The organism is Pseudomonas sp. Z3-6, from assembly GCF_051131985.1.
GTDB lineage: Bacteria > Pseudomonadota > Gammaproteobacteria > Pseudomonadales > Pseudomonadaceae > Aquipseudomonas > Aquipseudomonas zanjanensis.
This window is the reverse complement of sequence record NZ_CP071644.1, coordinates 6064354-6078389: the sequence shown is the minus strand read 5'-3', so window position 1 is coordinate 6078389 and position 14036 is coordinate 6064354. Positions and strand designations below refer to the sequence as shown.

Annotated in this window: 8 protein-coding genes; all 8 read left to right on the top strand. The window is 53.3% G+C overall.

Going from position 1 to position 14036, the window contains the following annotated elements:
* Nucleotides 1-271 precede the first annotated feature (271 nt).
* The 8 genes from J3P88_RS26365 (at nucleotide 272) to J3P88_RS26330 (ending at nucleotide 13948) form a co-directional block, all read left to right on the top strand.
* Nucleotides 272-1099, top strand: coding sequence for an NUDIX hydrolase (locus J3P88_RS26365; protein ID WP_434572487.1), 828 nt, complete (start codon nucleotides 272-274; stop codon nucleotides 1097-1099).
* A 364-nt stretch (nucleotides 1100-1463) separates the two neighbouring features.
* Nucleotides 1464-3656, top strand: a complete 2193-nt coding sequence (gene zorA1, locus J3P88_RS26360; protein WP_434572485.1) for a type I Zorya anti-phage system protein ZorA1 — start codon at nucleotides 1464-1466, stop codon at nucleotides 3654-3656.
* 13 nt (nucleotides 3657-3669) lie between these two features.
* Nucleotides 3670-4413: a type I Zorya anti-phage system protein ZorB1 gene (gene zorB1 / locus J3P88_RS26355; protein WP_038851380.1), complete on the top strand. Its 744-nt coding sequence runs from the start codon at nucleotides 3670-3672 to the stop codon at nucleotides 4411-4413.
* Entirely contained in the window at nucleotides 4410-6038 is a 1629-nt protein-coding gene (gene zorC / locus J3P88_RS26350) for a type I Zorya anti-phage system protein ZorC (protein ID WP_434572483.1), read from the top strand. Before zorB1 ends, zorC begins: the two co-directional genes overlap by 4 nt.
* A complete protein-coding gene (gene zorD, locus J3P88_RS26345) occupies nucleotides 6038-9286 on the top strand; it encodes a type I Zorya anti-phage system protein ZorD (RefSeq protein WP_434572481.1) in 3249 nt (1082 codons plus the stop codon). The genes zorC and zorD overlap by 1 nt, the downstream gene beginning before the upstream one ends.
* A 427-nt stretch (nucleotides 9287-9713) precedes the next feature.
* Nucleotides 9714-11447 carry a type I restriction-modification system subunit M gene (locus J3P88_RS26340; protein WP_434572479.1) on the top strand — a complete coding sequence of 578 codons (1734 nt, stop codon included), beginning with the start codon at nucleotides 9714-9716 and terminating at the stop codon, nucleotides 11445-11447.
* Nucleotides 11437-12750 (top strand): restriction endonuclease subunit S, encoded by a 1314-nt coding sequence (locus J3P88_RS26335; RefSeq protein WP_434572478.1) that lies wholly within the window; start codon nucleotides 11437-11439, stop codon nucleotides 12748-12750. The genes J3P88_RS26340 and J3P88_RS26335 overlap by 11 nt, the downstream gene beginning before the upstream one ends.
* 106 nt (nucleotides 12751-12856) lie before the next feature.
* Nucleotides 12857-13948 carry a hypothetical protein gene (locus J3P88_RS26330; RefSeq protein WP_434572476.1) on the top strand — a complete coding sequence of 364 codons (1092 nt, stop codon included), beginning with the start codon at nucleotides 12857-12859 and terminating at the stop codon, nucleotides 13946-13948.
* Nucleotides 13949-14036: the final 88 nt, after the last annotated feature.

Here is a 14036-nt window from a genome sequence, read left to right as displayed (position 1 = left end):
ATCGGGAGACGCCTCGGCGTAAGCGAGCCTACGATTCTGACGCAGAGTCGACAGGGAAGCCTGCTTGAATTGTTTACCTGTGCGCACGTCCAGCCTTGGCTGCGGCGGCTCAGCGGCTTAATGTGCGCGGAAAGCCGTAAATGCGGGGCTGGCCGTAGCGCAATGAAGGGCTGGAGCATGGCTGTAAACGGTGCTCTGGACGATCGATGCCGATGCGAATAGAAGGATCCAGCAAATTGTATGAAACCTTCAAAGAACTCGAGGAAAAATCATGACGTGGGTCATCCCTAAGGCCACCGCTTACGGCGGCATCCTCTTGAACTCCGGTGGTCAGGTTCTCCTGCGGGAGCCAGCCAATCATTACGATGGGTATGTCTGGACATTCGCCAAGACGCGGCCCCAGGACGATGAGATTCCGGAGCATACTGCTCGTCGCGGAGTGCGAAGGGAGATTGGGCGCGATGCAAAGGTCATAGGCGTACTACCAGGTGTCTATAAGGGTGGGACGACGACCAACGCATATTTTTTGATGATTTCCGACCATGGGCATGGTTCGACCAGCCAAGAGACCCAAAGCATTCGCTGGGCAAGCTTCGAAGAAGCACGGGTGTTGATAAAAATGACCACCAACCACATTGGCCGGCAGCGTGACCTGCGGATACTCGAGGCCACTCAGCAGTGGCTGGAGGTCAATTACAAAGGTGTGATTGCGTTTGAGCAAAGAGGCTCAAGCGGATGGGCCATCAAAGGAGACTGGATGACTGAGGAAATGCCGGACCGTTTTGTGACCTTACCCTTGGATTTCTATCTTGGGCCTAAGGACGCTGAGGCGATCCGCAAAGGTTACATTCCGACTGCGATGGAAGAGAAATGGTTTAGCTATTTTGTGGACAGCAAGCTTTACCAGCACCGGAGCTGGACAGGCTTCTTAATTGATCGCATCAGTTTTGTCGAGGCGCGGGGGGGATTGCGCGCGGTGCAGGCGGATGTGAATAGGCAGCGCGAGCAGTACTCACAAACAGACGATGCAGAAGATGTCGCTCGCATTGAGTTGATGGTTCGCAAATTGGCTGAGCAGAATCAAAGTTTTCGATACTGATAAAATCACAGAGGGGCTCGAGGGGACTTGGTGTCTCTGTACAGTGGTCGAAGAGCACACACCCGATAAGCTTATCGGATCTCTTAGATCTGGGATCCATTGATCGCGTCCAGCTTTACGAAGGTCAAGGCTCAGGCTAAGGTGCTGGCATAAGGACATGATTTTCTAACATTTGTCCACGGAAGGTTTCTGATCAGCCGTAGTGAAACTACCGCCCTTCCATTCCGAATTTGTTGTGCCCTGAAAAACGCGTGCCGAGCAAGGTGCTGTCATCGATCGCCAGCGGGATTGTCAATTGACGCATCAATGTGGGTGTTGCAGGCGTCCTGAACATCAAAAAATTGCTTAATTGAAGGCGGAAAGTATGGATTTTTCGACGCTGTTGCATCTTTGGGGTGCAGCAAGCTCCGAGCAACTGATCGCACCAAAAATGGTAGTTGGCTTCGTTTTCATTTTATGCGCTTGGTACTTTTTCCGTTATTTTTGTAGGTCCTTCAAACTTGGCAGTCAGCTGAAAAATCTGACTAAACGCGTGCAGGGTGTGAAAGCGCTCGCCCCGTCTCAACGGCGCTCTGAGTTGGAGCGACTGTTCAATGGAAGCAAGCTGGAGCACTCCTGGCACGAGTACGCTGAAACGCTGCATGACCAGTTTGAGTTTCAGGAAGGTGAGCAGGTCCTTGTCCGGTCGCGCGCCACCGCCGGAGCGGCGCATTTTTTCTCACCTCAAAGCGTGGTTGATACCCCGCTGGGGACCGAGTTCTATAAACACCTGCCTGGCATTTTGACCGGCATCGGTATTGTCGGAACCTTCTTCGGCTTGATGCTAGGCCTACAGCATTTTGATCCAAGCACCCCTGAGCAGGTAAATGCCAGCGTCGATAAGCTGCTCAAGGACGTGTTGTTTGCGTTCATCGGCTCCTTTATTTCAATTATGGCTTCTATAGCAGTCACGATTACTGAGAAGTGGCGTCTAGGGCAATGCTATAGGCTGCTTGAGGCGTTCAACGAGACCATCGACGGGCTTTTCGACAGCGGTGTCGGTGAGGAGTATCTGGCGGAGCTTGTGCGCTCGAGTGCTGAAAGCTCCGTGCAAACCCGTCAGCTCAAGGACAGTCTGGTAACCGATCTGCGGGAAATGCTGCAGAACCTCGTTGATACCCAGGTCCGTGAAAGCCTCAAATTAGCGGATACCTTGTCGACCACTTACCGTGACTCTGGGCAGTTGTTGGCCGATCAGGTCAGCGGTGCAATTGAGAACAGCCTCAAATCTCCGCTTGAAGCTATCGCGGGTGCAGTTCAGGCCGCCAGTGGCGATCAGTCAGGACAAGTACAGAACCTTCTTCAGGATGTTCTAGTTGCCTTCATGAACAAGCTGGAAGGTACGTTCGGCCAACAGTTCAATGGACTGCACGAACTGATGGGCCAGTCCGTTGCCGCCATGCAGTCGATGCAGCAGGGCTTTTCGACGCTGATCCAGGATATGCGTTCGGCTAGCGAGTCATCGACTCAAAACAGCTCGACCATGATTGCCCAGTTACTCTCCGATATGCAGGCCGGACAGAACGCCATGCAAGCGGGGATGAACGAGATGCTCGTCAATCTCCAGGCTTCGGTTGCCCGTATCGGCAACGAAGGGGAGGGGGCAGGTGCTCGAATGGCCGAGCAATTGGAGAAGTTGTTTGCTCAAAGCGAGGCTCGCCAACAGGCAATGGCTGAGAATCTCCAGGCTTTTGTTGAGTCGATCAAGCAGAACATTGGCCAGGGTCAACAGGAAACCATGGCGAAAATTGCAGGCTCCGTTGAGGTGCTGGGTGAGCAGCTCTCGGCAGTCTTCAAGCAACTGGAAAATGGTCAGCAGCAGATGGATCAATCCACCCGTGCCGCGCAGGCTGACCTGCATCAAGGTACCCGCGACCTGGTGGGCGGCCTTGACGAACAGGTCAAGGCGTTGCTGCAAGCAGTGTCAGAGCAACAGAAGTCTGCCCAGGACACCGTGAAGGCATTAAGTGCGCAAACAGAGCAGCATTTGCAGAGCATGCAGCTAGGCGCAGACAAGATGCGGGCGGCGGCTGAGCGGTTCGAAACGGCCGGACAAAGCGTTGCGCGTGCCAGTGAGTCGACTGCGGGTCTAATGGGAACAGTCCAGGGCGCAGGTACTGAGCTTGCACAGGCATCACGAGAGTTGAACACCGTGGTCGCGGACTATCGAAACAATCGTGAAGCGCTGGCGAAAACTCTTGCTGTAATCGAAGGGGTTGTCGCAAGTGCACAAGGGGAGGCCAGCGGCCGCAGCCAGTATCTTCAGGACCTGAAGGTTCAAAGCGAGCGGATGCAGGCGCTTAACCGTGAAGTGTATGAATACCTGGAAAACATCAGTGGTGTGCTGGGTAACGGCTTCAAAGAGTTCGGTGATGGCATGGATAGGGTGTTGAGACAAACCCTGGGTAGCCTGGATGCTGAGCTCGATAAAGCAGTCAAGAGCCTCGCCGGCGGTGTAGAAGGGGTCAAGGAAAGTCTCGAAGACTTCGGCGACATCATGGAACGAATCAGGCAGTAACGGAGGCTAGTCGATGTTTGGTAAGCAAATGCCTTCGGCTGCCCGTTCAAAGGACGAGGGAGAGAAGCCTTTCTGGATCTCTTTCGCTGATTTGATGACCGCGATGATGATTCTGTTTCTCGTGGTCATGGTGGCGGCTTTGAGTTCTGTGACGCAGCGTATTAACCAGGCGGAGCAGGGGGAGAAACAGCGTAATAAGGACATCAGTCAGATCTGCGAGCACCTGAGCCTTAAGGCGAAGACTGCCAGCAAGACCATCGTCGTGGACTGCAAAGACAACCGGATTAGCTTCGGCGATGCTGGCCGCTTTGGGCATAACCAGTACGCGCTGAGCAACGATGGCCAGTCGGCACTCCAAGAGGTTGTGCCGATGATTCTGGACGCTGCTAACAGTGAAGAAGGCCGTAAATGGTTCAAACAGGTTGTGATCGAGGGATCGACGGACACCGATGGCTCCTATCTTTATAACCTGCACCTTTCACTGCAGCGTTCGGAGTGGGTGATGTGCAGTTTGCTCGATAGCCGCAGCCCGCTCCAGGTCGGATTGTCGCCGGAGCATCAGCAGCAGATCAGATCGATGTTCCTGGCGGGTGGTGTGTCGTTCAACAATGCAAAGGACACCAAGGAAGAAAGCCGGCGAGTGGAGTTGCGCATGCAGTTCTTTGGCTTGAAGGAAAAGGAAGACAACCTCAAGCCAGATGTGCCGGTGTTCAATAACACTGATATGGAAAAGTGTCAGTTGGCGATGAACCGATGACCAGCCCAATCGCGCGGCTTTCCGCCGCTATTAACCTGAGTCTTTCCACGCATCGAACAGGGCCGGCGCCTGAACCGTTAGCGCGATTCCCTCGTCTGGGTGCTGCGGGAATTGATCTTTACGAACGATTCGAGCGCGCTGAAAAGGCCTTGCCGCCACCTCAGGAAAAGCGCCGAGCTGCGATAAGCAAATTCCGCAATGTAATCCCGCTCAACGGCTCTGAATGGCGCTTGGTCTTCGCCGGCCTCTCGGACAAGAGTGAGCGAGTCGGGCCGATACTGGACGATGACCAGCTTTATGCCCGAGTGCACAAAGAAATCCATCACCGTATCGAAAAGCGAAGGCTGAGCCGCCGGGATTGGTTGGCGCTGTGCTTTAGCTACTTTGGGTACGAGGCCGCTACGCCTGACAAGAACGCCAATTGGTGTCTGTTGCGCGAAGACGTTCAGCTTGGCTTCGACTGCGTTAGAGGTCAGCAAAAGCGCGAGAAGGAATGGGTGCAAATCGTCCAGCAGCATCAGGAGCTTTTTTCCGAGCAGGCAGGTGCCAAGCTGGGTGAGCAAATGTTTAAGGGGGAGATCAACGACCTTTCGGCATTGCAGACGATTGCGCAGATCCCTGACAGCAGTTGGCTGTGGCGCAGGATCTTTAGCGTACTTATCTCTCGTATTTTTATGTTGGATGACGCCGAGTTTTCTCAGCGTTTAGCTGACCTTGTCGATATCGGCCGGCAGCATCCGCGGTACATGAACGACATTCTGAGTGCATGCCTGTCCCGCTATCACGTAGCAGCTTATCGAGAAAAGCCGTCGTCGCTGCTCAAACAGGTCGCGCTCGACAATTGGGGCAGCCCTCAGATCCGCTCTAGGCAAAACAGCTGGTTGCAGTACGTTGAAAAAGACGTCTGTGCGATGGTTGTGGCGTGGTTCGCGAAGGAAGATCTGGAGCACTTCTTCAACTTGCTCAAAGGGGAAGCAGAGGTCGATCAATCACGTCTGCATTATTGGCTGCGCTTTGCTAACCAGATGAGTTACACCCGAATCGTCATGGGCTCGGATGCCTGGCATGACAGTGGGCGGGACTTCGTCCATTTTCGTGAGAAGAACAAAGGGCGCCTTAGCCGACTGGTAGGCGGTCCCGGTCATAACAACGCAGTCATCATGCAGATCGGGAACTATTTTTTCGTGGAGTTCTCCGGAACCGGTAATGCTTGCTATGTGTATCAAGCAGACAAGTCGCCTTTTAATCCAGATAAGTCACTACTCGAGTTGGCTAGCGAACTGAAGCAGCCTAATCGTGCGCTGGATCGAATGCGGCATTCACCTGCACCTAGCCGTCCAAATCGTATAGAGGGTTGGCTAAGCAAATTTGATGATGCCCTCGATAAATGGGGTATTCGTGTGCAGAGTCAAGCCGGCACGAAAGGGTCATCCAAACCCATGGCATTGGAAGACCAAGTCCGTGACGCTCTGAAGTCGGTCAGGCACAAAATCTATGACCAGCGTGCGCGCGGCGGTGCGTTTCAGGTTCAGCTTGAAGACAACGATCAAACCGCCGTTGCAGCGCTCCAGCGCCTGGGTTTCAAGCCCGTCAATCACCAACCACTCCGGTTCTGGAGACAGTAATGCTCAAGCGTTTTCTAAAAGGCGTTGGCCTGCAGCCGAATTCGACGGTAGAAAATACTGAACCTGCTTTTTCCATTGAAGAGCAGGGCATTTGTTATCCCCTTAGCTTGGCGGAGAACGCGGAGTCCTGGCCATTGGCAAGCTACCTGGATCAGTTGGAAGAGGAGGAGTTCGTCTCTCAGCTCACTGATCGTTGGCTGCTGACATGGGATGAGCTTTATCGGCTGCTTGATGAGCCAGATCACTTAACAAGTCTGCCGCTTTTGGGGTTACCGCCACAGACAACTCTCATCCCTCAACTGAGCAGCCAAGGCAGTCTTGCCTCTGATGACTTCAAAGTCGCTGTCAGTGGATGGCGTGATCCGCAGTCCAATGCAAATGTGCAGGTGCAGCGTACGGGTGCCATCGTCCAGTATCACGGAACAACGGAAATTCTGCCTGAGTCGTGCTGGAAACTGACCGGTGCGGTACGGCAACTTTACCTGGCTCAACAAAATGAGCCGGGTGAAGTAACCAACCAGATCGGCTGGGCCAGCATCAGGAAGTTGGCGCGCAAGGCTGGTGCCGGTATGGATGGCTTCCTGGATAAGACCGTCGTTATCAAACCTGAAAGCTTGCGACTCAACCCACGAAAATCGACGGTAGGTAATACACCGGTTATCGAACTGCAACCAACCTTCGAAGGCCAGCCGGCAAACTGGCTTGAGAGTTTCGACGGTGCCAATCAGGTTCAGGATCGATACCGGGTGACCGGTGATGATGGATCGTTGACCCACGTCCTGATTGAACCTGAGGTCAAATCAGTATTGGACTATGTGCGCTCGTTGCCTGGGCGTCGGGTCGCTGGCGACGATGCTCTTTCATTCGTCCGCAATCCCTACAGCGCACTCGGCGAAAGTGCCGCTCAAGTGCTGGATGCCCAGACCTATGAAGACGAACTCGCCGAGGCTGGGATTTTCTTTCACCGCTTTCATCTGGAACCCAAACTGGATGGAACGGGACAACATATTGAGCAGGTAAACCTGACACTCGAACCAATCTCGCCAACCCCGCAGCCGCCCATCGAAGTTGAATTCAAAGCGGCTTATGAACTCGCGCCGTTCGTTCATGAGTTGCAGCTGAAACTGGCCGCTGGCATGCCGGCTGGTTTCTGGCAGGGCTATGAGTTGGAACTCAGCGATTTTGATTTGCGCCAGTTGGCAGGCATCAGCGACCTGCTTAAACGTTGGCAAAACGAAGCGGCTGGTATTGAGTTCGACTCAGTCCTGGACCTGTCTCTATACGGCGATCGTGTGACTGGCATCGGGGAAGCGGAAAAAATTACTTCGCCTTTCCTCGTTAAAGAGGCGACTGAGAACTGGTTGCCGAAGGATGTGGCGGCGCTGGGCATTGACGCAGAAATCCTTGGGCGCTGGGATCCTTCCGACCGCGCTCAGTTCGAAGCTTTCGAGCAGCGACTGGACGAAGCCCGCGCAGCTGGTGATGAAACGGTTTGCTTGCCGGAGTCCGAAATACCGCTCTCGATTGCCGCCGCCGAGCAACTGTTTGATGCCTGGTCAAAGAAGATCGCCCCTGTCGAGACCGTCCTGGTCCAGCAGCAGGAGAAGGTTGGCCGCGCCGTACTGCAAATCGGCCACAATATCGATGAACCGACCTACGTTCAGATTCGCCAGGCGGCATTACGCGCCGCTTTGGACGCAACGCCAGAGTTGCCCAGCTTGCTCAAGCCTGAAGTTGTCTTGCGTGAGCACCAGCTTCAAGGCGTGGCGTGGTTGCAGCACTTGTTCCGCTTGTCCCCCTCGGACGTGTCAGGTTGCTTGCTCGCTGATGACATGGGGCTTGGAAAAACGATCCAGTTGCTCACCTTCCTTGTCTGGTATCTGGAAAAGTATCCACAAGACAAGCCGACACTGATCGTCGCCCCAGTTTCGTTGCTTGATAACTGGGAGCGAGAGCTTCATCGGTTCTTCTTCGCTGACGCGATACCAGTACTGAAGCTGTATGGTTCAGCCTTGAGTGCAGTTAAGTTCAAGAAGGAAGAAATTCCTGCTGACTTGAAAGCAAAAGGCATCAAGAATTTGCTGCGCCCAGGTTGGATGGGCGGCGCCACAATCGTCCTGACGACTTACGAGACACTTCGCGATCAGGAGTTTTCCCTGGCGCGTCAGCAGTGGTCGATCGTCGTGTGCGATGAAGCACAGAAGCTGAAGAACCCCGCGGCACTGGTAACTCAGGCGATTAAAGCCATTCCTGCAAGGTTTCGAGTGGCGTGTACCGGTACGCCTGTCGAGAACACCCTGATTGATCTCTGGTGCCTCTTCGACTTCATTCAGCCAGGTTTTTTGGGCGGTTTGAACCAGTTTGGTCGCGAGTATCAGCGCCCAATCGAAGCCGCATTGAAGCGCGATACGGTTGCACTGGAGCGCCTCCGAGGTCTTATCGATCCTCAGACTTTGCGCCGAACCAAGCAAGACATTGCTAAAGACCTGCCTGCCAAAATTGAAGACACGGCATGCCGTTCATTGAGCATGCACGCCTTGCAGCGCAATCTGTATCTGTCCGAAATATCCGCGTACAGCCAGAAGCAGCAGATCGAAGAACAGCTCGATCAAAAGACCTCCGGCATGCTCGGGTTGCTGCACAAGCTCAAGCTCATTTGTGCTAATCCTTACAGCGTTCAGCCAGACAAGCGACTGCGCGACAACTCGCCGAAGCTGCAGTGGTTGATGCAGACGCTTGAGTCGATCAAAAGAGCCGGGAACGGCGACAAGGTCATCGTCTTTACCGAGTTGCGTGATATTCAGCGGGAATTGCAGCACTCGATCCAGGAGCATTTCGGGTTTCGGGCGACCGTCATCAACGGCGATACCAGCACCTGCAGTCAGAGCGCCAATAGTCGACAGAAGCTGATCGACCAATTCCAGGAGCTACCGGGCTTCGCAGTCATCATCCTGTCCACTATTGCAGTCGGGTTTGGGGTGAACGTGCAGGCGGCCAACCACGTCATTCACTTCACTCGTTGCTGGAACCCGGCCAAGGAAGACCAAGCGACGGATCGGGCCTATCGGATTGGGCAGGAGAAAGATGTGCATGTGTACTACCCAACGGTTCGGGATGCGGCGATGCCGACGTTTGAGGCGACGTTGGATGAGTTGCTAAGTAAACGACGAGCTTTGGCGCGGGATATGTTGAGTGGGGCTTCGGAGATTCAGGCTTCGGATTTTGAAGGCTTACTGGGCGCGCGCTGAAAGCCGAATCAGTCGATTTAAGGTCCTGAGAGTGGGGGATGCAACAGCGCTCAGGTTTCTGGTAAGCAGGGATTAGTGGTCGACGATGTGTCAATTATGGAGGCAGGTGGTTCACTCGAACTTGCTAAGAAAGGGGGTGTTTCAGTGAGCTGACGCTGGCTTAACTCAATAGCGCCAGCAAGATCTGAGTGGATTATTTACCTGTGCGCCCGTCCAGTGTTGGCGCTGGCAACTCAACGGCTTACTGTGCACGGAAATAGGCATCATGAGTTGCTTAAGCCGAAGCAGTTATTGTGTCAATGAGTGCTGGGTGTCAGACGAAAGACCGTTCACCAGTTATCATGCTGCCCATCTTCACCCGGGCTTCTGTGGTCGGGTTTTCATTTTTACCGCGCAATTTATCTGCGTCGAATGTAGGAAATAGTCCATGACGGATCAAAAGGGTGCCGGACAGGTCGCCATTAGTCTCGCCGAACAAGCACTTAACGAGGCACGCGCCCGTTATGCACCGAGCGAACCCCCGGTCAGCGCAGAAACTGAGCCGGTGAAGAAGCAGCGAGGACGTAAAGCTGCTGCCAACACAGCCAGCAGTACCTTGCAGGATATGCAGAAAACTCTGTGGGCCACCGCTGACAAGATGCGCGCCAACATGGACGCCGCCGAGTACAAGCACATTGTCCTCGGTTTGATCTTCCTCAAGTACATCTCCGACAGCTTCGCCGGCCGTCGCGCCGAGCTGGAGCTTAAGTTCGCCGATGCAAGCGATGACTACTATCTGGGCAGTGAGGACGCCGTACTGCTGGCCAGCGAACTGGAAGAGCGCGACTACTACAAAGAAGTGAATGTGTTCTGGGTGCCGGAAGTCGCACGCTGGGAGTCGCTGCGCGCCGCCGCCAAACAGGTGGACATCGGCAAACGCATCGACGAGGCCCTGGCCGCAATCGAAGCAGAAAACCCGCCACTGAAAAACATCCTCGACAAGCGCTACGCCCGCGCCCAGCTGCCTGATGGCAAGCTCGGTGAGCTAGTCGACTTAATATCTACTATTGGCTTCGGTGGTGACGCTAACCAAGCCCGCGACCTGCTCGGCCAGGTCTATGAATACTTCCTCGGCCAATTCGCCAGCGCTGAAGGTAAGAAGGGCGGGCAGTTCTACACCCCTGCTAGCATCGTTCAAACTCTGGTCGCGGTGCTTAACCCGCACCATGGTAAGGTCTATGACCCCTGCTGCGGGTCCGGCGGCATGTTCGTCCAGTCGGAAAAGTTCATCGAAGCCCACGGCGGTAAACTTGGTGACGTTTCTATCTACGGGCAGGAGTCAAACCCGACCACATGGCGTTTGGCGGCTATGAACCTGGCCATCCGCGGCATTGATTTCAACCTGGGCAAGGAGCCGGCGGATACGTTTGTCCGTAATCAGCACAGCGACCTGCGGGCCGATTTCGTGCTCGCCAATCCCCCGTTCAACGTCAGCGACTGGTGGCACGGCAGCCTGGAAAATGACCCGCGTTGGATCTATGGCAGTCCGCCATCCGGCAACGCCAACTATGCCTGGCTGCAACACATGCTTTATCATCTCAAACCCGATGGTCGTGCCGGCATTGTACTAGCCAATGGCTCGATGAGTTCCACTCAGAACGGCGAAGACGAGATCCGCCGGGCCATGGTCGAGGCGGACGTGGTGGAAGTGATGGTCGCACTGCCCGGTCAACTATTTTTCAATACGCCGATCCCGGCCTGCTTGTGGTTTCTCGCCAAAAAGAAAACTACCCGCCCTGGCGAAGTACTGTTTATCGATGCGCGTAAACTTGGTACCAATGTCAGCCGAGTGCAAATTGAATTGCTCGACGGCGATATTGAGCGCATTGCACAGACAGTAGCTTCTTGGCGAGGTTTGTCACTGGATATCGGTGGCGAAATCGACGAATACGCCGATATTCCTGGTTTCTGCCGAAGCGTCTCACTCGGCAAGATTGCCGAGAATGAGCATGTGCTGACCCCTGGGCGCTATGTCGGGGCCGAGGACGTGGAGGACGACGACGAAGCTTTTGTCGATAAGATGCAGAAACTTACCAGTTTGCTGGGTAAGCAGATAACCCAGGGCGTAGAGCTAGATCAGCTAATCCGGCAGAAACTCGGGGAGGTAGGTTATGAGTTCTGAAGTTTTTCAACCTTTCAACGAGATTTCGTTGAAAGATGCCACCCAGTTTATAGTAGACAACAGAGGGAGGACGGCACCGACGTCAGAGTCAGGTATAGCATTGATTGCTACGAACTGTGTTAATAATAATGATCTTTATCCTACTAAGAAAAATCTGCGCTTTGTTTCTGAGGATACATATCAAACCTGGTTCAGAGCTCACCCTCAACCAGGAGATATCTTGCTGACAAACAAGGGAAGTCAAAACGGTGCTGTATGCTTGGTCCCCGATCCGGTCGATTTTTGTATAGCTCAAGACATGGTTGCTTTACGCGCTGACCCTAAGAAAATAAGCCCGCTGTACCTGTTTGCGGCATTGCGCTCTACACTAATCCAGCAAAGAATAAAAGCTCTAAACGTAGATGCTGTAATCCCTCATCTAAAAAAAACTGACTTTGATAAGCTGTTTATCCCGTTGCCTGAATGTAGTATGCAGAAGTGGATCGGCGAATATTATTTTGAAGTGTCCAGTCGTATTGAATTACTCCAAAAAACAAACGGCACGCTGGAGGCCATCGCTCAGGCGCTATTCAAATCCTGGTTCATCGACTTCGATCCCGTGCGTGCCAAAGCTGAAGGTCGTCAACCGGAAGGTATGGACTCTGTCACCGCCGCGCTTTTTCCCGATAGCTTTGAAGAGTTCGAGCAGGGGATAGCGCCTAAAGGGTGGGGATTTGGTGAGTTGGGTGAAATCCTCTCGCTCCGTAATGAACGCACACAACCGTCCGAAGTAACCAAAAAACTTCCATATGTACCAATCGAGAGTATTGGTTCAAAGTCACCATTCCTCTCTGGGTACAAACTTGGCGATGAAGCTAATAGTAGTTTGACGCTGTTCAAACGTGGGGACATATTGTTCGGGGCGATGCGGCCATACTTTCACAAGGTCTGCATTGCTCCATTCGATGGTGTGACTCGTACAACTGTTTTTACACTGTTTTCAAAAAACAAAAAAGCAAGCGAGTTTGCTCTGTTTTTAGCATATCAAGAGTCGACGATCGAATACGCCACACAACATTCTGAAGGCTCAACAATTCCATATGCAAAGTGGAAAAACTCCCTTGAGCGCATGCCTATTTCTCTTCCGCCAGCTGCAGTACAGGAGAAGTTTAGCGAGATGGTGTCATCTTTCATTAGTCGGGCAGACGCAAATAATCAGCAAGCCCACACTCTGACCAAACTCCGTGACACTCTGCTGCCACGCTTGATCTCGGGTCAACTGCAGATACGGAAAGAGACGCAGATAGAAGAGGCTTGCGTCTGAGTCTAGGGCTGCGCCTCGGGTGCTATCCATTTGGTCATCAGCTTGTTAGCCTTAGGTCTTACCGTGAATCGTGCCCGCCACAAATATTCGACTTGGATGTCTCTATATGCTCAGCGCTGAAGACAGAAATCGTCTTAACTGCAACGTCCCATGCCAGGACGAATGCCTGTCCTATGAGGCGCTCGCGGTGCGTATTGCACAGAGCAGTGGCAAGGAATTATTACCACTATTCAAGCAAGTACTTGGGCCGTTGCTTCGCCCTGAGATCAGCTCCGTTCAAATAAACCGTCAGGGCATACTCAGCGTCATTCAGATGTTCGATGTGGCTGACCGCCAATATCTGTCTGAGGATCAATTTGACAAGGTCGACGTTTGCCGTGTGATCAATTGCGACTTGGCTAGTTATACAGAGTTTCCCTTCTCGCTCATTGAAAGCCTAAGTGATGTCCTTCCGTCGTCCGGGGAAACGCTCGATTGGCTGGTCAGGCATTTTTCACAAGCAGGCTATGCCCTATCCATGGGCTTAGTGACTGTTGAGTCCAACCATTACCTATGTATTGAAGCCGATGCCCGTGACAGGGAAGAGGAGCTAGGACTGGCCCGCTCGGTGATCCGCAGTTTGTTGGGTACAGCTAAGTCGTTTGCCCTTCAACTCTACCCAGACAGAGTGAAAGCATTGGCTGAACAGGTTATTCAGCGATTAATACATACCTCGGTTCAGGGCATGCTCGATGGCTCGGCGAACTACTGGGATGAGATTGCTGGCTTCACCGATGACGAAGATTCGCTCCCGTTTAAAGCGGTAGATGACATCCGCACTTTGGTCTCAGAGGCGGTGGTGTCACTCGACCCAGGTGAGCAATTTTTAGTGGCTTTGCAGCAGAATCTCTCTGATGAATGGGTGCATAGGCAGCTGGAGAAACGAGAAGGTGGTTTTGAAGAAGCAGGATTTGAATGGGAGCCCGAGTTTTTGGTGGAGGATGTAGTCCATTACGTGATTGAACAGGCCATCATGGTCGAGACGTTGCGACCATTTCCTATATCTCTGGCCGATGCGCAGGCCCTGTGTGAGCGGGTGATTTTAGGGCAGGAAGCTCTTGATGCATTCGATCTGGGAGGGCGCTTGCAAGACGTGGGCAATACCTATCCAGAACTCGAGTGTTTTGAACAGGCAGCCAAAGTCCTATGGCCAAATTGACGCGCTGATGTGTTCGTTCAATCGACACATCTCGGTAACGTGTCTATTTACTTATTTTTTCATCATGTGTTCTCGTGGTGTCGATGAC

What these genes read in the sequence shown, in the direction of transcription:
- zorB1 (WP_038851380.1), top strand. Translation starts at nt 3,670, where the DNA reads ATGTTTGGTAAGCAAATGCCTTCGGCTGCCCGTTCAAAGGACGAGGGA.
- zorA1 (WP_434572485.1), top strand. Translation starts at nt 1,464, where the DNA reads ATGGATTTTTCGACGCTGTTGCATCTTTGGGGTGCAGCAAGCTCCGAG.
- J3P88_RS26330 (WP_434572476.1), top strand. Translation starts at nt 12,857, where the DNA reads ATGCTCAGCGCTGAAGACAGAAATCGTCTTAACTGCAACGTCCCATGC.
- zorD (WP_434572481.1), top strand. Translation starts at nt 6,038, where the DNA reads ATGCTCAAGCGTTTTCTAAAAGGCGTTGGCCTGCAGCCGAATTCGACG.
- J3P88_RS26335 (WP_434572478.1), top strand. Translation starts at nt 11,437, where the DNA reads ATGAGTTCTGAAGTTTTTCAACCTTTCAACGAGATTTCGTTGAAAGAT.
- J3P88_RS26340 (WP_434572479.1), top strand. Translation starts at nt 9,714, where the DNA reads ATGACGGATCAAAAGGGTGCCGGACAGGTCGCCATTAGTCTCGCCGAA.
- zorC (WP_434572483.1), top strand. Translation starts at nt 4,410, where the DNA reads ATGACCAGCCCAATCGCGCGGCTTTCCGCCGCTATTAACCTGAGTCTT.
- J3P88_RS26365 (WP_434572487.1), top strand. Translation starts at nt 272, where the DNA reads ATGACGTGGGTCATCCCTAAGGCCACCGCTTACGGCGGCATCCTCTTG.